Genomic DNA, 25,522 nt, shown 5'->3' on the forward strand with positions numbered 1-25,522 from the left:
AAAAAAGTCGACGGCTCGACAAGCTCGCCTTAACGACTTTTTTATTTAATATTTTAATTTCCAAACCATAACTTTATTTCTCTCTTAGCACTTTCAATACTATCAGAAGCATGAACACAGTTTTCCATACTACTTGCTGCATATAGTCTTCTTATAGTTCCTTCTGCTGCTTTTTCAGGATTAGTACTCCCATTAATTTCTCTAATCTTCTGTATTGCATTCTCTCCTTCTAAAATTAATTCACATAATGGTCCTCTAGTTATAAATTTTATTAAAGATTCAAAAAACTCTTTACCAATATGCTCTTCATAATGCATGCAGGCAAAATCCTTTGATATCCTTTCCATTTTCAATGCAACTACTTTAAGCCCATTCTCCTCATATTTACTTATTATTTCCCCTATTATATTTTTCTCTACAGCATCTGGTTTTATTAGTACTAGTGATCTTTCCATATAAATGCCCTCCCATATATAATTCTCATTCAAATTATACCATTTTTTTAGTAAGCTTACATAATTATATTCAAAATAATCTGACATTTATGATATAATTTTTATAATTAGTTTTTAAGGAGTGATAATGTGACTAGATACTATATTATTGTTGAAGGTAGGGTTCAGGGAGTTGGCTTTAGATACTTTTGTCAAATGAATGCGTCTTCTCTTAGTTTAACTGGTTGGGTTCGTAACATGGATAATGGTATGGTTGAAATTGAGGTGCAAGGAGATAAAAATATAGTTAATAAATTTATTAGTATAATAAATAAAGGAAACTTTTTTATAAGAGTAGATTCAATCTCTAAAAAAGAAATTGATTTAGTTTTAAATGAACATAAATTTAAAATAAAATAGAGCATTTAATCTAGATGCTCTATTCTCCTCTCTGTACCTTTGTATCATATATCATTAAGTTATTTTCTTGAATTACTCTAATTAATTTATCTCCATAAATTAAATTTCCATTTTCATCCTTTGCAGTACTATATCCTGCATCTTCTAGTACCTGCGCCTGTTCTCTGTAATTTTTTGCTTCAAAAAGCCCATTTTTAGCATATCTTTCATTTTCCCATAAGAATTTTCCATGATCCTCTATCGATGAGCTTATGTTGTTATAAGCTCTAAAATCCCCTACAATAACATCGTTATGATTTTCTTTAGTTTTCATATTAACCTTTTCTTCATTCCAACTTGCATCAGCTTTTATTCCAAAAATATTATTATGTCTTGAAGATAACTCTGACTCTCCCCACCCTGATTCTAATATAGCTTGACCAATAGTTATTGATGGCAATATTCCATAGTTTTTATAATTCTTATATGCACCATCTGATACCTTTTCTATAAACTGTATTTTTTCTTTATCTAATTCGCTATGAAGATAGTTTTTCTTTAATTCTATTAAATAATCTTTGGCTAATTTTTCTTTTTTCTCATTTAATTTTAGCTCCTTAATTGCTGAGTCAAAATTTCTTAACCCAATACTATCATTAGAAGAGTTCTTTTTTAAAAAAGCCTTGCCTATACTATTTAATTGATCTTTATTATTAATATTAAATTCGCCTTCATTAACAGCTCCATTTATTGCCGCTATCTCCTGCCAATTTAATTGATATCCTTCTTTGCTTAATTCATCAGCAACATTTATGTAACTTAACACTACTTCATGAGATAATGAAATATTTTTGCCGTTTTTATTTGTAAATGTGAATACTATAGAAAATATGCTAAATATACATATTATAAAAAATATTGATTTTAAAAAAAATCTTATTATTTTACCTTTACTCTTTTTTTTTCTGTATCCATTAACCCCATTATAAGTTCCTCTACACTTCAATTTATCACCTCCAAAATCAACTAATTTATAATATTGTTTATTTATTTAGAAGTATTTTATTATATATATATGATTCTAATTTGCTATTAAACTTGTATTTTCACCTTTAACTATTTATTTTAATTTAAATATAGATAATGTAGATTATTAATTAGAACATATATATTATACTTTAAATTTACATCACTTAAATATTTATATGAAAACTTAATGAATAATTAATGAATATTTAAGAACTAAATTAGGAGTCTTAAAACTTAATTTAAAACTCCTAACTTTAATGAAGCTATTTAATTTTCAAATTTAACACAATTAACCACTTTATTATTTATAAAAAACTTTTCTGTTTCATCTACTATCACATTTCTTAATCCTATTAATCCAATTAAGTTTGGTATAGCCATAAGACCATTAACTATATCTGCTATAATAAATATCATTTCTAGAGGTAAAAATGGACCTACTGCAACTAAAATTATAAAAATAATTTTATAAGGCTTTATACCTTTTACTCCAAATAAATATTCTATACATCTTTCACCATAGTAATTCCATCCTAATATAGTTGTAAAGGCAAAAAATATTAATCCTATATTTACTATATACTTTCCTAATGTAGCTATTGGCAAACCATTTTCAAATGCAGCAGTTGTTAATGCTGCACCTTCTAAGTTTCCATTGAAACTTCCTGTAATAACTATTACAAGTCCTGTCATTGTGCATATAATAATTGTATCAATAAATGTTCCAGTCATAGAGATTAACCCTTGTCTAACAGGTGATTTAGTTCTAGCAGCAGCTGCTGCTATAGGTGCACTTCCAAGACCTGCTTCATTAGAAAATACCCCTCTACCTATTCCCCTTTGCATTGCAATTGAAATAGTTATTCCAGCAGCTCCACCTAAAGCTGCTTCAGGATTAAATGCACTTCTAATTATTAAACTAATTGATTCTGGTATTTTGTTATAATTAAATACTAAAACTAACATAACACCTAATATATATAATACAGCCATAAATGGCACTATCTTTTCTGAAACACTAGAAATTCTTTTTATTCCACCTAATGTGACTAATGCAACTAGTATGGTTACTACTACTGCTGTAACAATTAAAGGAATATTAAATCCTATTTGTGCAGCATCTGCAATAGACTTAACTTGTCCAAATGTACCTATACCAAGTAAGGCAACTCCTACTCCAAATATAGCAAATAGTTTAGCTAACCAGTTTAGACCTAAACCATTTTTAATATAATACATAGGTCCTCCAGACATCTGTCCATTTGCATCTACTTCTCTATATTTTATAGCTAATACGCCTTCTGCATATTTTGTTGCCATTCCAAAAAAAGCTGCTATCCACATCCAAAATAATGCTCCTGGTCCTCCAGCTTTAATAGCAGTTGCAACTCCAACTATATTTCCTGTTCCTATAGTTGCTGATAATGCAGTACAAAGTGCTCCAAAACTTGAAACATCTCCTCTAGCTTCATCGTCTCCTTCTTCATCCTTTGAAAAAATATACTTTAAAGCTAAAGGAAGTTTAAATATTTGTAATAATTTTAGTTTAAAGGTTAAATATATCCCTGTTCCAACTAAAAGTATAAGTAGTGGTGGACCCCATATAATATTATTTAGCCCACTTAAAATTGATTGAATTTGATTTAACATAAAAAAATCCCCCTTAAATTAAAATTTACGGAGGAGAATAGATAGGTAAACAAGCTATAATAAATATATTTATAGCCCTATCTTATCCCCTGTCCTTTTACCTGAGAGTTTCAGTAACTTAAATTAATTAAATTACCTTGCTCCTTCGGTGCTCATCTGAGTCTCTCCAGAGGTTCGTCCAGTAACGGTCCTAATACCTGAAAGATTTACTTCTTCGGTGGATTAAAAAAATCACTCTCCCGCTACCTTCAACCGAACGTTATTAAGTTATAAAGACATTATATATAATTTTTTAAAAAATCTCAACCTATTTAAAAATTTAAACTTTTATACTTTCATAGAAATTAAAATAATGCGTAAATCATCTCATATTTGAGTGACTTACGCATTATAATTAAATCTTTAAATTAACCTTAAATGAATATATACTTTCTTATAATGTTTCTATATTTAAATCTCTACTCTTCCTCTTATTTCTCCATTATAAAAAGCTTTGATATTTTTTATAATTTCTTCAAATAATCTATTTCTTGCTTCAACACTGGCCCAAGCAATATGAGGTGTTAATATTAGATTATCTTTGTTCTTTAGAGAAGCTAACGGATTATCTTCTTTTATTGGTTCTACTTCAAATACATCTAAGGCAGCCCCTGCAATTAATTCTTCATCTATAGCCTTTGCTAAATCTTCTTCAACTACTATAGGACCTCTACCCATATTAACTAAAAGAGCTGATTTTTTCATTTTGCTAAGAGCATCATAATTTATTAATCCTTGAGTATCTTTATTTAATGGTGCATGAATAGAAATTATATCTGATGCTTCTAACAATTCTTCAAAGGTAACTCTCTTATAATCTGAATTTGAATTTTTTCCTGATGTTGAGTAATATACAATATTCACACCAAAAGCTTCTCCTATTTTAGCTACTCTTTTTCCTATAGCTCCAAAACCTATAATTCCCCAAGTCTTTCCTTCTAATTCATAAAAAGGTTTAGTTAAATCAGTAAATAAACCTGATTTTGAATACTTCCCTGATTTAACATAACTATCATAGTATGAAATTTTATCATATAAGGATAAAACTGTTGCAAAAGTATGTTGAGCAACTGTATTAGTTGAATATCCTGCTACATTAGTAACTGCTATTTTATTTTCTTTAGCATATACAATGTCTATATTATTAAAACCTGTAGCTGTTTCACAGATAAGTTCTAAATTTTTAGCTTCTTTTAGATTATTTTCATTTAAAACTACTTTATTAGTTAAAATTATATTAGCATCTTTTATTCTTTCTACTACTTCTTCAGGCTTTGTAGTATCATAATAAGTTACTTCTCCAAAATCCTCTAGCTTAGTAAAATCTAAATTCCCTAAAGTCTTTCCATCTAAAATTACTATATTCTTCATTTTATCCTCCTAATTTATAGTTATATTAAGTTTAAAATATCTTCTGGTCTATCTATAAAATAATCTGGTTCTGATTTCTTTAACTTTTCTATCCCTATAAATGTATAATTAACTCCGCAAGTCTTACATCCTGCAGATTTACCACAGAATATATCATAGTGACTATCTCCAACCATAATCGCTTCTTTAGGTTCAATTCCTAAATCACTACATGCTTTAAGTGCTGGATCTGGATTAGGCTTATGAAGCTCTGTTGATTCTGGAGTTATAATAATATCTATAAAATCATATATTCCAGCTATCTTCATACCTCTTATTGCAAGCTCAGCTCTTTTTGATGTTACTATTCCTATTTTAATTCCCTTTTCTTTAAGATTAGTTAAAAGCTCTTTAACTCCTTCAAAAGCAAAACACATATTGTCGTGAATACTTTCATTGTATTCTCTATAATAAGCAACTAAATCTGCTACATCTTCTTCTTTAGCATGTTTTTTAAAAGGATCTCCTAGAGGTCTTCCAAAGAAGTCTACAATTTCTTCTCTCTTTAATTCTATTCCTAACTTATTTTTAAAAGTTTTATAAAAAGAATCATAAATAAGCTCATTTGTATCTATTAATGTTCCATCTAAATCAAATAATACTGCTTTTATCATCTTATCCTCCTAATATTATGATTATTTATAATTATAATAACATATAAAATATGCTTGTACAAAAAATTAGCTTTATGTTGTTTATTTAAAAATAAAAAGATACCTAAAATTAATTAAGGTATCAATAAAAATATTAAATATATTTGCAACTAATTTAAAATAAACTTAACTGCTCATTATTATATTCCTTTTTATAACTATAGATTATATCACTCATTTTATAAAGTAATCCTAACTTATTACACTCATTTACAAAAATTTTATACAACTTCTTAGCTTTTAAACTTGCACACATATATTCATTCCCAAAGTTTTTTATATACTTTTCTTTAATGTTTGGAAAAGATTCATCTAGCCTATCAAAAAAATAATTTCTTTGATTTGATCTTAGTGTAACTCCAAAAGCAGGGTAAATAAATTTTGCTCCATTTTCTTTTGCTAGCCTCACAATATTAATTATGTTTTCTTCTGTATCATTAATAAATGGTAGAATAGGCATTAATAATATTCCCGTATAAATTCCTTCATCAGATAATTTTTTTATTGCTTCAAACCTCTTAGAAGTAACTTCAACATTAGGTTCAATTTTCTTACACAACTCATCATCAGCTGTTGTAATTGTAATTTTACAAAGTACAGATGAATGTGCTTTAATTCTTTTTAAAATATCAATATCTCTTGTAATTAAATCACTCTTTGTTGCAATAGCTACTCCAAATCCATTGTCATTTATAATTTCTAAGGCATTGCGTGTTAAAAGAAATTTGTTTTTAAATGGATTATATGGATCGCTCATTGCCCCAGTTGCAACTACTCCTTTTTTTCTTTTTGATTTTAATTCTTTTCGTATAGTATCAAGTGCATTTTCTTTTATTCTAACAATGTCGAAGTTATCAATACCATAACATTCACTTCTACTGTCACAGTAAATGCAACCATGACTACAGCCTTTATATATATTCATATTATAGTTAGATCCAAACCAGTTATTATTTTCTCTATATTCTGAAATTATGCTTTTTGCAGGTATATAATCCATACTCAACTCTCCTAATCCCTAAACTAGACCTTTTTCTTTAAAGAGTTTATTAATCTTACTTTCAGATAAAATTTCGTTAGTTATAAAATCTCCATCATAAAATAAACTGTACGTTGTAAAAGGACAAGGTGCATTTTGTGCTTGCTCCCTAGTCTCAAACTTAATTAACTTTAACTCAACTCCACTTTCTTCCGAAATTTTCTTTATCAGATTAGCATATTTATCTGTATGAGGGCATTGATTAGAATAATATAAAACAAATCCCTTTTCATTAGTTTTTCCTTTCTTTGCACATTCTTTAAATTTAGGCATATCATATTTTTTAGAAAAAGGAAAATATAACAATTCATAATATGGGCTTGCACTATCACATACTTCAAAGCCTTTATATTTTAAATATTCTGGGTCTGATAAAAATGGCATCTTCTTTTTTGACGAAAGAGCTATAATACCATATTTCCCACTTTTCTTTGCATTTTCAATACACTCATTTAATAATTTATTAGCATATCCATTTCCTTTAAATTTTCCTGATATCCAAAAACAATTTATAAACATATAATTATTACCTTCAATAGGTACCCATGCATTTTCAATAGGAATATATTCAATAAAGACCTTACCTCTTACATTTAACTTACTAAATATTAATCCATCTTCAAATCTATCTTTTAACCATTTCTTTTTTAAATAAACTCCACACTCACCTTTTTTATCAGATAATGAACAACATATATGTTCGTCATCAATATTACTATGGTTTAATGTAATTATATCCACTATAGATTCCTCCTGACAGGATGTCTAAGTACTGTTTTCATCCTTTCTTTATCTATTTTTCTTGGATCTGATAGATATATTTCATGATGCCTTCTAATTTTTCCATCTTCATTAAATCCATTAATATCTATAATCAAGTTATTTTCCTCAACATATTTTTCAATTTTTTTAGTAGTTATATATTCATTTTCAAATTGTCCTATATGCATACATTGTACACATAATCCTTCTTTAAATATTTCTAACCTTGCCTTAGATACATCAATATAAGGCTTTTTCTTTTTAACTTCATTACAAGCAAATTCAAATATCTCTTTTGTAACGAAGTCAGGCTGACGTATCATAGAAGTCCAAAAAAATTTTTCTTTTTTAGTAAAATTCATATCTCCATCTTCTTTTAGCCACCATAATCCTTCAAGAGGTGGTATAACATAATCAAAATAGCCTTCTAATTCATTTTTAATCTTCTTACTCATCTTAATTGTATAAGATAAAGCATATAATAGTTCAACAGCCTTTTTATATTCTCCATCTTCATCATTTGGATTTCCCTTTCCATCTACCATTATAAATGTCATTGATGGTACAGCAATTTCCATTGGGTTTGTCTTAGGTATATATAACTCTTTAAATTCCTTTTTATAATCTAACTTATCCATAATTCTCTCCTTATTAATATTTATAGATAAATATTACAATAATTAATATGACAACATACTGTCATATTAATATTTACTTAATGCACATTTTAATCGTTTTTTTAATTCTTCTCTTATATATACTGGTTCAATTACTTCTATATTTTCTCCAAAAGACATGATATATCCAAATAATAATTCTCCTTTAGAAAGTTTCAAATTAACTATAAAATCACCATTTTCATCTAAAGAGTAGTTTGGAAATTCATCGTACACTCTAAATGCTATCTTTTTATTTATCTTTAATTTCAAATTTATTAATGCATCGTCATACTCTTTATCCTCTTCTATTAAAACCTTATTTGGTATAACTCTTATAAAATTTTCTGAAAGAGTATTTAAATTATTTATTCTTGTCAGTTTAAAAAACCTATTGTCATTCCTTTTTCTACAATATCCATATAAATACCATCCTTGCCCTTTAAATACTAATTTTAATGGTTCAACAATACGATTCAATGATTCTCCATTTGCACCAAAGTATTTAAAACTCAATAATTTTTTATTTATTATTGCACTCTTTATAGTTGTAAACTTTTCTCCTAAATCATTATTTTTATCCCAATTTGAAAAATCAACTTCAATCCAATTTTCATTATTTCCACCCAAAAATGAACTTAGTTTGGATAATGCCCCATTAAATTCATTTTCATTAATAGCACTAAGCCCCTGCATAGCTGCTAGTATTTCTCTCTTTTCTTCTTCTGATAATATAGCTTTATTTAGCACAAAATTTGATAAAAGACTTATTCCTCCTCCCTTACCTTTGCTCATATAAATAGGAATTCCAGCCTGAGATAAATCTTCTATATCTCTATAAATAGTTCTTTGAGATACTTCAAAATGTTCTGCAAGCTCTTTTGCTGTAGTATTCTCTTTATCTAATAAAATATAGATTATTTCAAATAACCTATTAATCTTCATATTATCACCCTATTTTAGTTTATCAAAATAAGGATTAAATAGTAAACTTATCAAATAATATTTCAATATTATTAATAAATAATTTATAAAATAAAAAATAGTATATAGATAATAATTTAATTATTATCTATATACTATTTTTTATTTGGTGCAGATGGCGGGACTTGAACCCGCACGAGGATTCCCTCGTCACCCCCTCAAGATGATGCGTCTGCCATTCCGCCACATCTGCATAATATGTTTTTATAATTCTATTTTAATTTATATACTATAACTTTTCAATATTTATTAAAAGTATTATATAAATAAACCTATTGTAAAATGAACAAAAGTACTATATAACTCTAAAAACCATGCATAACTAGATCCTAAGCTTCTTTCTATACATGGTTTTTATTAATAAATTATTACAAATATATTTTATCACAAGCAATTTTTATTATTAAAATGAAATTACTATACTTCCATATGGTCCTAAAAATATATTTTCTTCTTCAATTTTATTTTCATCTGAATTATTTAAAATAATACTAGTATCTACATTAATTAACTCCTTCAGAGAAGCCATAGTTTTTTCTCCATAAAAATTACATGCTACTAATATTCTTTTACCTTTGTACTCTCTAATATAAGCTAATATTTTTGGATGTTCTTCTAAAACTGGTATTAAACTTCCTTCACAAATTATTTCATTATTCTTTCTTAATATTATTAATTTCTTATAGTAATTTAATATAGAATTGGATTTATCTTTTTCTAACTCTACATTTATATCTTTATAGTTCTTTGAAATATTTATCCAAGGTAAGCCTGTAGTAAAGCCAGAGTTTCCCTCACCATTCCATTGCATTGGTGTTCTTGAATTATCTCTTGATCTATTTTTTAATATATTTAAAACCTCTTCTTCATCAATTCCCTCATTTAATAATATCTTATATGCGTTCAATGATTCTATATCTCTATAATCTTCAATATTATTAAAGTTTGGATTTGTCATACCTATTTCTTCACCTTGATATATATATGGAGTTCCTCTCATTAAATGTATTGCTGTAGCAAGCATCTTTGCTGATTTCTCTCTATATATGCTATCATTTCCAAATCTAGATACTATTCTAGGTTGATCATGGTTACACCAAAACAAAGCATTCCAACCATTTCCTTCTTCCATTTCAACTTGCCATTTGAAGAAAATCTCCTTTAATTTATTGAAATCAAATGGTTCTAATTTCCACTTCTCTCCATTAGGATAGTCTACTTTTAAATGATGAAAATTAAATGTCATACTTAATTCTTCATTATTAGGATTAGTATATTTTATACAGTTATCTATAGTTGTTGAAGACATTTCTCCAACTGTCATTATCTTATCATATTTTGAAAAAACTTCTTTGTTCATTAATTTTAGATACTCATGAATTTTAGGACCATCTGTATAAAATCTTCTACCATCTCTAGTAGCTGATGTAAAATCATCATCTAAGAATCTTGTATCCTTTGATATTAGATTTATAACGTCTAATCTAAATCCATCTACTCCAATATTAAGCCAGTATCTCATCATTTTGAATATTTCTTCTCTAAGCTTTGGATTTTCCCAATTTAAATCAGCTTGAGTTATGTCAAAGAGATGAAGGTAATATTCATTTAAACTTTCTACATATTGCCATGCTGATCCTCCAAATTTAGAGTTCCAATTATTTGGCTTTTCTCTCCATATATAAAAATCATGATATGGATTATCTTTTCCCTTAAGAGCTTCCTTAAACCAAATATGCTCTGTTGAAGTATGGTTTACTACCATATCTAAAATTAACTTCATTCCTCTTTTATGAGTTTCTTCTAATAATCTTTTAAAATCTTCAAGTGTTCCAAACATCTTATCTATATTATAATAATCTGCTATATCATAGCCATTGTCATTTTGAGGTGACACATATATAGGTGTAAGCCATAGTACCTCCACCCCTAAATCCTTTAAGTAATCTAATTCTTCTATTATTCCAACTATATCTCCAATTCCATCTCCATTACTATCCTTAAAGCTTTTAGGATAAATTTGATATACTACTGAAGATTTCCACCAATTTTGCTCTTTCATTTACTCCACCTCTTAACAACTATGGTTGTAGCAATATTACTACAACCACAATTAATTATTCTAAATTTTCAATATCTGTTCCAAATTTTTTATTAAATATAAAAGTTAGTATTATAGGAACTACTACTGCTACACCCATTGCTATTATAAATGGTACCCAATATTGAGGTTGAATTGCTAGGAATCCTGGTAATCCTCCAACTCCTATTGAGTTAGCTAATACTCCTGACATTATAGATACAACAGCTGCTAAAGCTGAACCAATTAATGCTGCTACAAATGGATACTTATATTTAAGGTTAATTCCAAACATAGCTGGCTCTGTAACTCCAAGCCATGCAGATATTCCTGCTGATGCTGCAATTGATTTAATCCTTGCATTCTTCTTATATATAATTAACATTGCCACAGCTGATGCTCCTTGAGCTATATTGCTTAAGGCTATAAGTGGCCAAATCATTGTTCCACCATTAGCAATCAATTGTAGATCTACTGCTATAAATGTATGATGTAAACCTGTTATAACTAATGGTGCATAAGTTAATCCAAATATTATTGCACCTACTATTTTAAATGGTCCTGTTAATAAATAATTAAATATAATTGCTATATAATTACCAAGTTCTCTTGAAATTGGTCCAATTAGTATATATGATAATAAAACTGTAATTAAAAGTGTTACAAATGGTATTACTATAAGCTTTAATACATCTGGTATATATTTACGTAATGTAAGTTCAATCTTAGATAAAACTATACCTGATAAAATTGCCGGTATTACCTGTGCTTGATATCCAACCTTATCTATAGTGAACCATCCAAAATTCCAAAAAGGAACTGTTCCATTTTGTACTGCTTCTGCATATCCATAAGCATTTAAAAGTTGAGGTGATACTAAAGTAATACCTAATACAATTCCCAATATCTCTGACCCGCCAAACTTTTTAACTGTTGACCAAGTTACTGCTACAGGTAAGAAATGGAATATAGCTTCTCCTAAAATCCATAAAAAACTATGGATTTCTGCTAATATCGGGTGTAATTGTGTAAGAGTTTGAGTTCCATCTCCAAAAATAGCTAAATCACCAATTACATTTCTAAATCCTAAAATTAAACCACCTGTGATTATAGCTGGCAAAATTGGAATGAATATTTCAGCTAGACCTGCTATAACTCTTTGAATCAATGACATATTATTTTGAGCTGCTTTTTTAACTTCTTCTTTTGATTGCACTTTTAATCCTGATACTTCAATTAAATCATCATAAAAAGCTTGTACACCATTTCCTATTATTACTTGGAATTGACCTGCATTTATAAATGTACCTTTAACTGATGGTAATTTTTCGATTTCCTTTGCCTTTTCCTTTGCAACCTTTTCATCTTTTAATACAAATCTTAATCTAGTTACACAATGACTTGCACTTGCAATGTTATTCTTCCCTCCAATAAGTTCTAACAAGTCTAATGCTTCTTGTTTAAACTTTCCCATAGCACACTCTCCTTACAATTTATTTTGATTACGATTACATTATATCTTGTTTAAACAAGTATGTCAACACTTGTTTAAACAAGATTATTTCCTTTTTGTATTTTATTTTTAATTTATGATGCTATAATATATTATATAATATGCTCTAAAGGAGATTTTAAGCTATATGAAACAAGTGAAGTACACGGAAATATATGAATATTTAAAAAATAAAATTTTAAATGATGAATTTAAGGCTGGTGAAAAACTTCCATCTGAAAATGAATTAACGACATTATTTAATGTAAGTAGAAATACAGTTAGACGTGCAATAAATCAATTGTCTTTCGAAGGTCTAGTTGCAAGTGTTCATGGAAAGGGCGTTTTTATTTTAGAAAAAAAACAACTTAAATTTTTAGTTGGTGGATTACAAAGCTTTAAAGAGGCTTCTATAACAAATAATATAAGTTATTCAACCACTGTACATAACTTTCAGGAATTAATAGTTGATGAAAAACTTTCGAAAAAGACCGGTTTTTCGCTAGGTTCCAAGGTATTTTACATAGTTAGATCTAGAGAAATAGATGGTGAAGAAACTATATTAGATATTAACTATTTTTTAAAAGACATAGTTACGGATTTAAACGAAGATATTGCAAGTAATTCAATTTATTATTACATAGAAAATATACTTTCATTGAAAATTGCAGGTGCTCAAAAAATAGTTTCTATAGAACCTTTTTCTAAATTAGATAGTACATTTTTAAATTTAAAGAACTATAATTTAGTTGCAATAATAAAAAATTACGTTTATTTAGAAGACGGATCTTTATTTGAATACACAGAATCTAGACATAGACCTGATAAATTTACATTTTCTACATATGCTAAAAGATTATAAAAAAATGTACCAGAATCAAATAATGATTTTGGTACATTTTTTTCTTAATTAAACTTATTTATTAAATTTTCTTCTAAAAGCTAGTAAGGCATTTAAATTATCATAAGAATAAACTTCTTCTGTTTTTTCATTTCCGAATGATCCATATATATTACTATTTTCATTTTTCACTTGAAAACTCTTCATTTTATTTATAGCCATTGTATATAGCTCATCATCATTTATAACTTTTGCAATTTGAGCTATATTAGCATAAATTGATGTTGATTCAATTTTGCTTTCATCTATTTTATTAATGTTATAAGAAGTAGATATATATCCAAAGGTTTTAAGCCTATCCTTTATCCATTTTATACTTTCATTTACATCTTCCTTTGCTTCAGCTTTATTCAAAATAACTAAAACAGACAGCAAAGTATCTATATTCTCTTCATTGTCATATTCACTAATATTACCATCATAATACTTTCTATATAAAGGCAATTCACTACTTATAAATCCATTATTTATAACTTCCATTGATTTACTATAAACATCATTCCACTTATTGTCTAAAAGAGATAAAGTTTTAATTGCAGACAGATCTAAATAGCATAAAGTTGTTACATTACTTTTACCATATCCATCATGAAAATCTATTAACCTATTTTCTTGTGTTAAGTTTTTATATATTCCATTTGATATTTTTAATCCATAATATCTATACTTTAATTTGTCAAATTCTTCTGCTGCAACTATTAAAGATTCAGATATTCTTAAATCATCTATAGTAGCAGATACTTCTGAACTTTTTCCATTTTCTATTCTCCAACTAACTAATCCATTATCTAAAATCATATTTTCTTTTAAATAATTGAAGGATCTATCAAAGTTATCTTTTTCATTTCTATATAAATAATAATTTAAAATCATTCCTTGAGATTCTGATAAAATATCATGCCCTTTCGTTAAATCTCCTTCTGTTGAAATATTAACATAATTAGTATATATACCACTTAAATCATTCATTAGCTTTTCATTTATAAAGTCATTTAATATTTCCTCTTCATCAGTTATTTCTTCATTAGATATAACAGAGTCTATTTCTATTTTCTTTATATATTTAAATAAATATATGTAGCTTAAATAAAAAATAAGAATTAAAAATGCTAATATTATAATTCCTATTTTATACTTCTTTTTCATATAGTTTCTTCTTTCCTTTCCCTTTAATTTTTCTTGTTTGATTTCAATATTTTTAAGGTTTCATAAATTTTATCTAATTCTGAATCAGATAGTGAATCTAAATTATCTATTTTATATTTAATGAAATCTATTGTTTCATCCTTAAAATCTTTTTTTCTTTTCTTTTTTCCATCATTATTTATTATATAGGCTGCAATTGTACTAGTTGTTACACCTATAAATCCTATTCCAAAAATCATTAATAAAATAGCTACTATTCTTCCTAAATTTGTAGTAAGCAAAACATCACCATATCCAACTGTAGTAAATGTAACGAAACTCCACCATATAGCATCTCCAAAACTAATGTCTTCTAGTAATGCAATAAATACAGCTCCTAATACAATTATAATAGTAGTCAAAATTAACATATAGTTAAACTTATTTAATCTTACTGATTCCCTTATTCTATTTTTAAATTTTACTATTAATATTATAAGAATAATCACTTTAATTATTTTAAATAATATTTTTAAGTCTATTCCTTCATCTAAATTTAATATATAAATTAATTTTCCTATTCCTATAATAGGAATTATAGATATTAAATCTACAATGTTATTAATAACAAATATAATTTTCCTTTTAGTTAATGTTAATCTTACTATATAATCAATAAAAAATATACAACAAACAACTAAGTTTATATAATAAAAGGTTTCTATCACAATAGTAGGTAGTTTATACATAAGCTCTAATATTATCATTATTGCAGACATTAGTGATAGTAAGCCAATAAAAACATCATAAAATAATCTTTTATGCATATAAAAACCTCTCCTATAGTTATCTACTTATATTTTATATAGTAACTTTAGAAAAAATGATATTTATTAAAAATATAACTTAAAAGGAGATGTATCAAAAATTATTTCGTTACATCTCCTTCTATTATCTAAAATATTTTCATATTACTGAAAACTTATAAACTGTTTCTTTATTGTATTCCTCACCTTTTTTTAATATTGAATACTTCGCAAAAATATTATCTTTTCCAATAGGTGGACTTTGAGTTTCTATAGCTAAAGCATCTCTTTTTCCTACCCTTTTTCCACATTCTAAAGACTCATTATCTGGAAAATTAAGAGAATATAATACAACACTATTTTGATTTGTATAAACATCCATAATTCTTCCTGATCCTTTATGATATAGTCTAAGTTTTACATCATCTCCACCATTTAATATCCATGGGTGATCATATCCTTGTCCTATTTTAAGTTGATAATCTTCCTCTTCTATATCTCTACCTATTGTTTTAGGACTTGTAAAATCCAATGGAGTGCCTTCTATATTGATAAGTTCTCCAGTTGGAACTTGATTTTCATTAAGTTCAATTAAAAAATCACTATCTATATATAAATAATGGCTTAAAATATCTTCCTTACAATTTCCACTTAAATTAAAATAGCTATGATTAGTTAAATTAACTAATGTATCTTCATCGCTTATTGCCTTATAAGATATTTTCAACTCATTGTTTTCTGTAATTGTATATCTTACTATAACATTTAAATTACCCGGATAACCTTCTTCCCCTGAAGGACTTAAATAGGAAAATTCAACATAAGCTTCTTTATCATCCTCGTTAATTCTAGAGTCTAAAAATTTTTTATTAAATCCTTCTTTTCCTCCATGACCTTGGTTTACTCCATAATTTTTATTAAACATTAAAACCTTACCATTTAAATCAATATGACCTTCAGCTATTCTACCTGAAGTTCTTCCTATTAAGGCTCCATAATATGATGGGTTCTCTTCGTATAAATTAATATCTTTATATTTCATAACTACATTTTCAATTTTTTCATCTTTATCTGGTACTAATATATCTGTTACTATTCCACCGTAATTTAAAACATTTATTCCAAAACCACTTGAATTTCTTAAATTGTAGCTTATTACATCTTTGTCGCTAAATCTACCAACTAGCACCCTTAAAATCTCCATAGTTTCACTCCTAAAACTTATATTTATTTTAAATATATTATCAAAATGTATTAAATTTGTTACTATCAAGGTTTAATATATAAATTAAACCTGATAAAAGTCTTTATGTATTTAAACCATTTTATTACTTATATTCATAATATATACTCATAAAACTCAATAGTCAATGTAATCAATTAAATTTTTACTAATTTTTTCTTATTTTTTACTTTAGATTTACCATTTCTTCCTTTGACACAATTTATACACAAAATCTATATCTTCTTATTAATGACTATTTCAATATTATGTATATTAAATAATTAAATTTTTGTTATTCTTATAGTGAATTAAAGATTAATTATTCCACTATTTTCTAGTTTATTATTGTTTATTCCCTGTACCAAAGTTATAATAGTTTTATATTTCATTATTGTAGAAGGGGGAGCTATAAAATGGGATCTTGGTCTGATAAATACTCTGTAAACATAGAAATTATTGATGAGCAACATAAAGAATTATTTAATATCCTTGATAATTGCTATGAACTATTATTAAAAAATAAAGATGATGATAAGTATGATAAAATCATTACTATACTTGAAGAGTTAAAAAATTATACAATTTATCATTTTAAGACAGAAGAAGAATTTATGAAAAAAAATGGATACTCTAAGTTTCTATCTCACAAATTTGCTCATGATGCATTTATAGAACAGATTAACGGATTTGATTTATATTCTATAGATACAGATCAAAAAAAGTCTATTAATGATCTTTTAGATATTGTTTCTAATTGGATAAAATTTCACATATTAGAAACAGATAAGAATATACATAAATATCTAAAGCTTTAATGAAATTTAGAAGACCAATAATCTAATTGTAGATTATTGGTCTTCTACTTGCTGAATTTATATTCTCTAGTCTATTTTTATTAATATTTAAATAATTCAAATCTATATTCTTGACTAGCGTTAGGATATTTTTCTTTATCAACTTCACTTAAAAACATATCAATAGGTCTTGCATATATTCCCTTATCATCGTAAAGAGCTTTATATAACACTAATTCTTTAGAATCATCAGTTAAGTGAAAATATAAGTCATCCATCTTATATATAGTTATTATTGAATTTAGTTCTGTATGAAAAGTCTGTAGCTTTATTGCTTCTTTAATATGATCTTTATTTTCTATCAGTTTACTAACTCCCATAACAGCATAATAGTTACTTTTAAAATGCTTATAAATTGCTGGACATTGCAACTCTCCCATTTTATTCTCCTTATTTACTTTGCATAATTCTTGGAAAGCCTAATAAATATTGTTTAGGTATTTCAGTTTCCTTATTTAATTTAACTGCAGCTTGTAATGACCAATAAGGGTTTCTAAACATAGCTCTTCCTATAGCTACAAGATCTGCTTCCTCATTCCCAATTACAGCATTAGCAATTTCAGGTTCATCCAACTTTCCAACTGCAATAACTTCTGTATTTAATGCTTTCTTAATAGCTCTTGCTAAAGGAACTTGATATGCAGCATGAGTACCAGGCTTTCCAGCAGAAGCTATTGGCCCTTCACCGCCTGCGCTAATATGGAAAATATCTGCTCCTGCTTTTTGATATTCTTTAGAAATCCCTATACCTGTTTCAATTTCATATCCACCTTCAACGTATTCTTTTCCTGAAACACGCATAATTAATGGCATATTCTCTGGCATTTCACTTTTTGCTGCTTTAATTACATCTACTCCAAACTTAGTTAAATCTTTTCCATATTCATCATTTCTTTTATTAGTCAATGGTGAATGGAATTGATGTATTAAGTATCCATGAGCTCCGTGAATTTCTATGGCATCAAATCCAGCCTTAACAGCACGTTTAACTGCTAATCTAAACTTTTCAATAATTTCCTTAACCTCATTTGTAGATAATTCTCTTGGAGTTTTACATTTATCATCAAAAGGAATTGGTGATGGTGCAACTGGAACTTCGGCATCAGTTGCCTTTCTACCTGCATGAGCAATCTGAATTGCCACTTTTGCTCCATATTTATGACATTCATCCACTATTCTTTTTAATGGTTCTATTTGCTCATCACACCACAATCCTAAGTCATAATCACTAATACGTCCATCTGGCTCAACATCTGTCATTTCAATAATTATTAACCCTGTGCCTCCTATAGCCCTACTTACATAATGCATATAATGCCATTCAGTAGCTACTCCATCCTTTTTTTCTACTGAATATTGGCACATAGGTGGAAAAACTATTCTATTTTTTAATTCAAGCCCCTTTAATTTATATGGTGTAAATAAATCTTTCATCTAAATGTCTCCTTTCATTAATAGCTAATTTATCTTTAGTATAGAAAACATAAACTAATAAAACAAGTAGGCACTTTTAAGTTAGTATATATAATTGATTTTTATATTTTAATCCATTCTACAAAATCTAAAAAAATCTTTATTAAAATATTAAAGGATTAAGATAAAGCTATCTTAATCCTTTAATATTTTTTATAGTTATCTATTAGTATTAGTAATTTTTTACTAAGTTATAATTACATAACTCTCTTTGGGAATATTGCATCTAATACTCCTATAACTAAAGCTGCTATTATTGCTCCGAATATAGATACCCTCATATTAGGTACAAGGAATTGTGCTACATATAATATTATAGCAGCAATAACAAATCCTTTTAATCCTTTTCCAAAAGGAGAAGCATCAACTCCCATAAATGATTCCACCAAATAATCTAATACAGTTATTACTACTGCTGCTAATAGATATGACCATAATCCATTAATACTAAATCCTGGAGTGAAGAAGGATGTTAATCCTAAAACAATTGCTACAATTATTAATCTTCCTATCCAGCCTAAAATACTACCATTTTTATTTTCTTTTACATTATCACTTTGGCCCATAAGAATTCCTCCTTTGTAACATTTCATTGGTTACATATAGTATTCTCTTAAATTCAAAAAATATTTAAAAAATAAACAAAAATTTTTTAAATAAAATATTAATATATTCTATATTAACTTAATTTTTTAATTGACATAAAACTTGTCTTTGATTTATTATCTGTATAAGTAGTTAATTATTTTGCCAGGTAGAATTTTAATACATACTGCTTTTCTACCTGGTGTTATTTATGTAAGATTTAATTTTTAATTATTTTTCATTGATATATAAATAATTAAAAATTTTCAATTTAAAATAATTTCATTTTTTAAGTTATTAATAAAAAAATTAAAAAAGGTAGCATCTAGAATATTACTTCTAAATGCTACCTTTAAAATTAATATATTGAATATAAAGTTATTAATCTATCCTCATCATTTGAAGCGTAAATATTAACAATTCCAAAAGTTTCAGTTTTTATAGTATAAACATCATTTTGTGGATTACCTAATATTTCATATGATAAGCCGCCATATCTTGAGGGTGCTAAAAATCCTACTTCATTTCCTATTATAGGAGCAACATTTGTAGGATATACTCTCCAACTGTTTACTTGAGGATTAAGATTCAGATATTGCTTTTTACTTTGTTGTGGTTTCTCCTGTTGCTGATTTGACTCTCCCTTACTATAAAATTCACTGTCACCATCTTTAGGTACGTATATATTTACTATACCAAAAGATTTAGTTTGAATTGTATAAACATCTTTTTGAGAATTTCCTAATATTTTATATTCTAATCCTCCGTAATTTGAAGGTGCTAGAGTCCCACACTCATTTCCTATTGTAGGCTTAACATTTGTAGCATATACATTCCATTTATTCATGTGTGGTTTTAAAAATAAATATTGTTCTATTTCAGGTGGTTGTGGCTTTGATTCAGGTTGAATAGAAGATATATTTGCGCTACTTGATCCACCTAATTCAGCCTGTGCCATATTTAAAAACCTTTGCCATCCCATATCTAATGTTCTATGAGGACAATATTTGCCACTAAAGTCCTGATGTTTTCTAATTTTAGAAATTCCCCATCCATATTGTTTTAATAATGATGCAACTTCTTTAGCTGCTCTTTGCTCTGCTTTTATAAACCTGTCTCCGCCAGATTTAGAATAACAAATTTCAATTGCTATATAATTTCTATTACCATCACCATTTGATCCATCTCCAGCATGCCATACATTTCGATTAAATGGTATTAATTGAATAGCTTCTTTATCATCTATAGCTATATGAAATGATACCTCTGAATTACTATCTACTCTATTTATATTATTTCTTTCATTTTCAGCACTAGCATCATTAGCTGTATTATGAATGCATATTCCTTTTGGTTCCATATAATATGGACATTTTTCCTTATATTTATGTTCATCTATTAACATTTGTTTTAACATATAATTTCCACCTTAAATAATAATTTTATAATAAAACTTATTCTCTACTTATTAAGCTTTATTACTTCTACTTTAGCTAATAAGTCGTGTATAAAATTTGATCCCCTACTTATTAATATACCTGTTAATACAACCCCTAAATATGGAATACTAGTTTCTATACCTAATAATGATAATAAATCTAATCTTGTACCAATAGCTATTAATAAAGCAATTGCTAATGCCCCTATCCTGTCTATAGATAATTTTCCATTTTGCCATACCATTTTTAAAGTTTCCCAAACACTTTCTGCTAACAAGGAAATCAAGATTAAGATAATTAAATTTTCCATTTTACATCTCTACCCCTCAATTTTATTCTTTATTTCTTTAACATCTTCTTTAATGTCTTCTACAACATTAAACTTATCTGCAAGTGTGTCTAATAAATTCTGATATCTCTTTTCTCTTTCTCCTGTTGTTTTAAGTACATAAAGTAATAGAAAAACAAATAATGCATATCCTAATCCTTGACCTACTGCTACTTGCATTAATTCATCCATCTTACACCTACTTTCTTTATCAATAAATAACTTAGTATTTACTAATACTTTTCTTTTAAATATTTTATCTTTTGCTAAGTCCTTATAAATATATTTATACTATCTAATACTATAAAAACTTACTTTTTATAACCATAATTCAACTAATATTTGCACTTTATTTTTAAATCAAAAAGAGCTTAAAATATAAGCTCTTTTTTAATTTATAAACCTCTAATTGACATTGAACTTGCCTTTAATTTATTATCTATATCAAGTAGTTAATTATTTTGCCAGGTGGATTTTAGTAAATACTACTTTTCTACCTGATATTAAATAACATTATGAAAATTAAATTAAATATACAAAACTAAAGAAAATCTATCTTGATATACTTAAAATTATTTATATATAGAATATTCTATTTCATTTTATATTATTAACCTTATTTATTGCTGAAAATATTAGAAGAATTACTTACATATACATTTTGTTATAATAGTATATTTATTAACTATGCAATACTTTATTTTATTTTTTCTTTCTCTACATCAATTTTCTCACTTTTTGATTTTAAGGCTTGATTATAATCTTTTCTAACCAAAGATAAATATTCACAATTTTGTCTATTAGCATTGTCACTAATTTCCTTTAACATCATGTTTATAATTGTTATTGATAAACCACTATTATTTAGAATTGAATATATTGCTTCTTTGCTATCTTCTATAATTAAATCTACTGGCTTTTGCATAATACATTATTTCTAATTATGCCTTATATTATTTCGCCTCTACTTGAATTAAAGCTTCTTTTCCTTCAGATTCTAGTATAGAATCAATATCATCTTTATATTTTGAGAATTTATTCACTACTGCTATATAATCTAATTTTCTCTTACTAATTTGTAAAGCTAAATAAGCTGCCATTTCACATCATCCTTCCATTTTTATAAGTTCATCAATATGGCGTTTAAAGCATCTTGAGTTATCTCTAACTCTTCTTTTAAGCTTTTTATTTTTAAATCTTTTTCTGATTCTTCAAATATAGCTTCTTCGAAATCTGGTACTCCTTCAACAGATTCAAATTTCTTCATCTCCTTATTGTACCTTAAATTATAAGCATTTATTTCATTATTAATATCATCTACAACATAGCAATTTGAAAACCAATTCTCTTCAAATCTTGTGTCAATGTCAATATTTATTATTTGCTCAACCATATTCGTTTCTTTATTACAAAATACTTTATTCATATTTTATCTCCTTATTTTAAGCTCCAGCTTTGCCAAGAGCCATTTACATACCACCTAGTCCACATGGCATTATTAGTACCAAAAGCTATTTGAACAAAATCTGCATTTTCATTCCATTGAATTACTAAAAGAATTCCATAATCTGTAGGTGCACCTGCTGATCCTAAACTCCATCCATACCATCCACTATTCATTCTCGTATTTAAATTGCTTATTCTAGGAGCTACTATATCAGTTCTCCCATATTCTTTTGAATTTAATACATATCCAGTACCTTGTACATATGCAGAACCGCTTATTTTTAGTGAATTCCCTGTAATTTGTCCTCCAGCATTTAAATCTCCTCTACAGCCAATCCCGCCATTTCTAACATTGATCCATACTGCATTTTCATTCTGTGGAACTGACTGACCTGAAATAGACGGAGCAAACCCAATTCCATACCAAGATTTTACCTGTAAATTAGCTATAGTTGAATTTGCTGCATCTCCATTTCCTTCATAAACACCCCCACCATTAGTAACTACTATCTTAGCATGATCATGTGATGTTGAGGCTGCTCCAATATCACTTGGAGAAGGTTTATTAGATGTAGTGTAAATAGTAGCCCAATCACTCCAATTAGACTCACTAGCATCTCTTTTGTTTCTATAATATAAATTAGCATTCCCTCCTGATGTGCCACTCCATCCCATAACTAACTGACTATCTCCTTGTCCTTTTATAGTAATGGCATTACCATAATTAGTAGGATATCCATTATTATATACTTGTCTTAAAGATAATCCTGTTTGTAAAGGCCTAGTTATTCCTGTTTCAGCAGCTATATTTCCTTGAGTTGGTATCATTATACTACTAGGGTTTAATTGTCCATCAACTATTAATTGCCCTGTTATCTTAGCATTTCCACCTACAACAACCTTATAAGTATCATCAGCAAAAGCATTAATTCCTAATCCCTTATCTCTAACTGATACTATAGGAATATACTTTCCAATATTTAATTCAGTAATAACATCATTAGTAGTTAATCCACTAGTATCATTAACAACAACTGATAGCGTGTATTCTTTATCAGCCACTAATCCAGTAATTGTCACAGTTTGAGGAGAAGCTGTAAGCTGTGTACTAGGTTTTATAAAAGTGCTTGTCCCCTTAAACTTTAAACTATAATTTCTTTTTCTTAATGATTCTGTTGAATTAGACACATTATATGTTATATTTGGCAATGAGGTATTTAAGCTTGTTGTAATTGGTATAATTAGTTGACTTGTAGTTCTCTTTGCAACTCCTAAACTAATAGTTGGAGAAGAGTATTTGTGTAAAACTATAGCTGATGAAATAACATAACTAGATAAATTAAAAGCATTATAACCTATAACTTTAAAATAATAATTTCCTCCACCATTAAAATAATCAGTAGGAATACTAATTCTACTACTAGTCGTGCTACTTGTACTTGGTATATCCGATGCTAATGTTTTCCATCCAGTTGAAGCACTTGTAGAACCTTGTATTTCATACTTCAAACTACTACCATTAACTTTATCACTACCATTATTCCAGGTTAAAGTTAGCTCTTGAAGTGATGGAATATAGTAGCTAATACCATTAACTGTCTTTGTACCTGTAATTCTTATATTTGATGGTGGATTAGGCGTGTCTCTTAAGTCAACATTTACTGTAATAGTTGATGGAGAACTACTTCCAAAATCATTATAAGTAGTCAAATTAATTTGAAAATTACCACTTTGATTTGTTGCATCTTTAAATAGTCCTCTTATGTCTTCATAAGCAATATAAGCACCTGTTGGTACAGTTCCACTTCTATAAATACTAACAGTTATATTTCCTGTGCCTATATAAGCATTATTTATATTTACATTTCCTGATGATAGTCTTCTACTTATATTACCGCTACCCATACTATTACTACCACCAGATACATTTACTGAAAAACTTGATGTATTATTATTTATAGATGGACTACCACTTATACTTGCCCCATACAAAGTATTTTTAGTTAATGATTGAGAATTTGTTAACGTACTACCACTAATTCCATAATTATCCGTTGGAGTTACTCTATAACTATAAACATTCCCACTATTTCCACTTCCTATATTATCGGTTAAAGAGGTTGATGTTGATCCGTTTACAACTGTAGCACTAAAATTACCATTAATATATCTATCTACTTTATATTTCATTCCGCTTGTAGTTTCTGCATCGGAAGCCCCTGTCCAAGAAACCGTTACCGAAGATGTATCTTCTCTAACAGTTCCATTTGGACTTAAATTAATAACAGCTCCACTTCCCCAATATGGAGCTGTATTAAATGTAGATTTATTTACATCTTTATCTCCAGTATCAAAGCTATTTTGCCAATGTGTACTGTCTGTATTAGACCAAGAATATATTCTAGCATATAAAGTACCGCCACTAGCATTTGTTGAGCAAGTTACATCAAAAGTACATGATGTAGATGCTGTTCCGTCATTATTTGCTTTTAAAAGTACATTTCCTGATTGTCCACCTATAGAATAATTAATATATACATCATATAAATAAGAACCATTTTGTCTAGCATAGCTAACTGTAAATTTATATGATACAGTATTAGCTGTTCTTCCTGTTTGCCAATAATTTACACTATAATTTATTTTAGGATTGTAACTCTGATTACTATAATAAGTTCCTACTATATTAGCCATTTTACCACCTCTTTTCTGT

General features: G+C 27.4%; 27 protein-coding genes, 1 tRNA gene and 1 riboswitch. Of the genes, 3 read left to right on the forward strand and 25 right to left on the reverse strand.

Going from position 1 to position 25,522, the window contains the following annotated elements:
- Positions 1–53: 53 nt before the first annotated feature.
- Positions 54–455, reverse strand: a complete 402-nt coding sequence (gene ndk / locus ACH36K_RS15965) for a nucleoside-diphosphate kinase (RefSeq protein ID WP_411168590.1) — start codon at positions 453–455, stop codon at positions 54–56.
- A gap of 129 nt (positions 456–584) precedes the next feature.
- Here ndk and ACH36K_RS15970 point away from each other — a divergent pair, with 129 nt between their 5' ends.
- Complete coding sequence (locus tag ACH36K_RS15970) at positions 585–854, forward strand: acylphosphatase (protein WP_411168591.1); 270 nt, start codon at positions 585–587, stop codon at positions 852–854.
- A 19-nt stretch (positions 855–873) separates the two neighbouring features.
- Here ACH36K_RS15970 and ACH36K_RS15975 read toward each other — a convergent pair whose 3' ends face one another.
- From ACH36K_RS15975 to treP, 11 genes are all read right to left on the reverse strand, one after another.
- Positions 874–1,839, reverse strand: coding sequence for a glycoside hydrolase family 73 protein (locus ACH36K_RS15975; RefSeq protein ID WP_411168592.1), 966 nt, complete (start codon positions 1,837–1,839; stop codon positions 874–876).
- Positions 1,840–2,129: 290 nt separating this feature from the next.
- Positions 2,130–3,512, reverse strand: coding sequence for an alanine/glycine:cation symporter family protein (locus ACH36K_RS15980; RefSeq protein WP_411168593.1), 1,383 nt, complete (start codon positions 3,510–3,512; stop codon positions 2,130–2,132).
- A 79-nt stretch (positions 3,513–3,591) separates the two neighbouring features.
- Positions 3,592–3,692: riboswitch (glycine riboswitch) on the reverse strand.
- A gap of 270 nt (positions 3,693–3,962) precedes the next feature.
- Positions 3,963–4,922 carry a D-2-hydroxyacid dehydrogenase gene (locus tag ACH36K_RS15985; RefSeq protein WP_411168594.1) on the reverse strand — a complete coding sequence of 320 codons (960 nt, stop codon included), beginning with the start codon at positions 4,920–4,922 and terminating at the stop codon, positions 3,963–3,965.
- Positions 4,923–4,942: 20 nt separating this feature from the next.
- On the reverse strand, positions 4,943–5,575 hold the full coding sequence (gene ppaX / locus ACH36K_RS15990) for a pyrophosphatase PpaX (RefSeq protein WP_411168595.1): 633 nt from the start codon (positions 5,573–5,575) through the stop codon (positions 4,943–4,945).
- A gap of 154 nt (positions 5,576–5,729) precedes the next feature.
- Positions 5,730–6,614 carry an SPL family radical SAM protein gene (locus ACH36K_RS15995; RefSeq protein ID WP_411168596.1) on the reverse strand — a complete coding sequence of 295 codons (885 nt, stop codon included), beginning with the start codon at positions 6,612–6,614 and terminating at the stop codon, positions 5,730–5,732.
- Between the two features lie 18 nt (positions 6,615–6,632).
- The gene (locus ACH36K_RS16000) at positions 6,633–7,394 is read right to left on the reverse strand and encodes a GNAT family N-acetyltransferase (RefSeq protein WP_411168597.1); all 762 of its coding nucleotides are present in this window, start codon (positions 7,392–7,394) and stop codon (positions 6,633–6,635) included.
- The gene (locus ACH36K_RS16005) at positions 7,394–8,053 is read right to left on the reverse strand and encodes a GyrI-like domain-containing protein (protein ID WP_411168598.1); all 660 of its coding nucleotides are present in this window, start codon (positions 8,051–8,053) and stop codon (positions 7,394–7,396) included. Before ACH36K_RS16005 ends, ACH36K_RS16000 begins: the two co-directional genes overlap by 1 nt.
- A 66-nt stretch (positions 8,054–8,119) precedes the next feature.
- Positions 8,120–9,016, reverse strand: a complete 897-nt coding sequence (locus ACH36K_RS16010; protein ID WP_411168599.1) for a helix-turn-helix transcriptional regulator — start codon at positions 9,014–9,016, stop codon at positions 8,120–8,122.
- A 146-nt stretch (positions 9,017–9,162) separates the two neighbouring features.
- Positions 9,163–9,248: transfer RNA gene (locus ACH36K_RS16015), tRNA-Leu, on the reverse strand.
- A 210-nt stretch (positions 9,249–9,458) separates the two neighbouring features.
- Positions 9,459–11,117, reverse strand: a complete 1,659-nt coding sequence (gene treC / locus ACH36K_RS16020; protein WP_411168600.1) for an alpha,alpha-phosphotrehalase — start codon at positions 11,115–11,117, stop codon at positions 9,459–9,461.
- A gap of 55 nt (positions 11,118–11,172) precedes the next feature.
- On the reverse strand, positions 11,173–12,609 hold the full coding sequence (gene treP, locus ACH36K_RS16025) for a PTS system trehalose-specific EIIBC component (RefSeq protein WP_411168601.1): 1,437 nt from the start codon (positions 12,607–12,609) through the stop codon (positions 11,173–11,175).
- Between the two features lie 166 nt (positions 12,610–12,775).
- On the opposite strand from treP, the gene treR reads away from it, so the two are divergent.
- The gene (gene treR / locus ACH36K_RS16030; protein WP_411168602.1) at positions 12,776–13,489 is read left to right on the forward strand and encodes a trehalose operon repressor; all 714 of its coding nucleotides are present in this window, start codon (positions 12,776–12,778) and stop codon (positions 13,487–13,489) included.
- A 54-nt stretch (positions 13,490–13,543) separates the two neighbouring features.
- Here the strand turns inward: treR and ACH36K_RS16035 are convergent, their stop codons facing one another.
- From ACH36K_RS16035 to ACH36K_RS16045, 3 genes are all read right to left on the reverse strand, one after another.
- Complete coding sequence (locus tag ACH36K_RS16035) at positions 13,544–14,674, reverse strand: glycosyl hydrolase (protein WP_411168603.1); 1,131 nt, start codon at positions 14,672–14,674, stop codon at positions 13,544–13,546.
- Between the two features lie 23 nt (positions 14,675–14,697).
- On the reverse strand, positions 14,698–15,480 hold the full coding sequence (locus ACH36K_RS16040; RefSeq protein WP_411168604.1) for a potassium channel family protein: 783 nt from the start codon (positions 15,478–15,480) through the stop codon (positions 14,698–14,700).
- A gap of 139 nt (positions 15,481–15,619) precedes the next feature.
- Positions 15,620–16,663 carry an aldose epimerase family protein gene (locus ACH36K_RS16045; protein ID WP_411168605.1) on the reverse strand — a complete coding sequence of 348 codons (1,044 nt, stop codon included), beginning with the start codon at positions 16,661–16,663 and terminating at the stop codon, positions 15,620–15,622.
- A 434-nt stretch (positions 16,664–17,097) separates the two neighbouring features.
- Here ACH36K_RS16045 and ACH36K_RS16050 point away from each other — a divergent pair, with 434 nt between their 5' ends.
- Entirely contained in the window at positions 17,098–17,499 is a 402-nt protein-coding gene (locus ACH36K_RS16050; RefSeq protein ID WP_411168606.1) for a bacteriohemerythrin, read from the forward strand.
- 80 nt (positions 17,500–17,579) lie between these two features.
- On the opposite strand, the gene ACH36K_RS16055 is transcribed toward ACH36K_RS16050, so the two are convergent.
- The 10 genes from ACH36K_RS16055 to ACH36K_RS16100 form a co-directional block, all read right to left on the reverse strand.
- A complete protein-coding gene (locus tag ACH36K_RS16055; protein ID WP_411168607.1) occupies positions 17,580–17,918 on the reverse strand; it encodes a DUF1653 domain-containing protein in 339 nt (112 codons plus the stop codon).
- A gap of 10 nt (positions 17,919–17,928) precedes the next feature.
- Positions 17,929–18,972: an NADH:flavin oxidoreductase/NADH oxidase gene (locus tag ACH36K_RS16060; protein WP_411168608.1), complete on the reverse strand. Its 1,044-nt coding sequence runs from the start codon at positions 18,970–18,972 to the stop codon at positions 17,929–17,931.
- Positions 18,973–19,208: 236 nt separating this feature from the next.
- Positions 19,209–19,577 carry a phage holin family protein gene (locus tag ACH36K_RS16065; RefSeq protein ID WP_411168609.1) on the reverse strand — a complete coding sequence of 123 codons (369 nt, stop codon included), beginning with the start codon at positions 19,575–19,577 and terminating at the stop codon, positions 19,209–19,211.
- A 377-nt stretch (positions 19,578–19,954) separates the two neighbouring features.
- Positions 19,955–21,013, reverse strand: coding sequence for an N-acetylmuramoyl-L-alanine amidase family protein (locus ACH36K_RS16070; RefSeq protein WP_411168610.1), 1,059 nt, complete (start codon positions 21,011–21,013; stop codon positions 19,955–19,957).
- A 44-nt stretch (positions 21,014–21,057) separates the two neighbouring features.
- A complete protein-coding gene (locus ACH36K_RS16075; protein ID WP_411168611.1) occupies positions 21,058–21,345 on the reverse strand; it encodes a hypothetical protein in 288 nt (95 codons plus the stop codon).
- 9 nt (positions 21,346–21,354) lie between these two features.
- Positions 21,355–21,555, reverse strand: coding sequence for a BhlA/UviB family holin-like peptide (locus tag ACH36K_RS16080; RefSeq protein ID WP_322382160.1), 201 nt, complete (start codon positions 21,553–21,555; stop codon positions 21,355–21,357).
- A gap of 505 nt (positions 21,556–22,060) precedes the next feature.
- Positions 22,061–22,288, reverse strand: coding sequence for a hypothetical protein (locus ACH36K_RS16085; protein WP_322546095.1), 228 nt, complete (start codon positions 22,286–22,288; stop codon positions 22,061–22,063).
- Positions 22,289–22,316: 28 nt separating this feature from the next.
- Positions 22,317–22,463: a hypothetical protein gene (locus ACH36K_RS16090; protein WP_411168612.1), complete on the reverse strand. Its 147-nt coding sequence runs from the start codon at positions 22,461–22,463 to the stop codon at positions 22,317–22,319.
- A gap of 20 nt (positions 22,464–22,483) precedes the next feature.
- Positions 22,484–22,789 (reverse strand): hypothetical protein, encoded by a 306-nt coding sequence (locus ACH36K_RS16095; protein WP_411168613.1) that lies wholly within the window; start codon positions 22,787–22,789, stop codon positions 22,484–22,486.
- Between the two features lie 11 nt (positions 22,790–22,800).
- A complete protein-coding gene (locus tag ACH36K_RS16100; protein WP_411168614.1) occupies positions 22,801–25,503 on the reverse strand; it encodes a tail fiber protein in 2,703 nt (900 codons plus the stop codon).
- Positions 25,504–25,522: the final 19 nt, after the last annotated feature.

This window comes from Clostridium sp. MB05 (assembly GCF_046581255.1).
Classification (GTDB): domain Bacteria; phylum Bacillota; class Clostridia; order Clostridiales; family Clostridiaceae; genus Clostridium.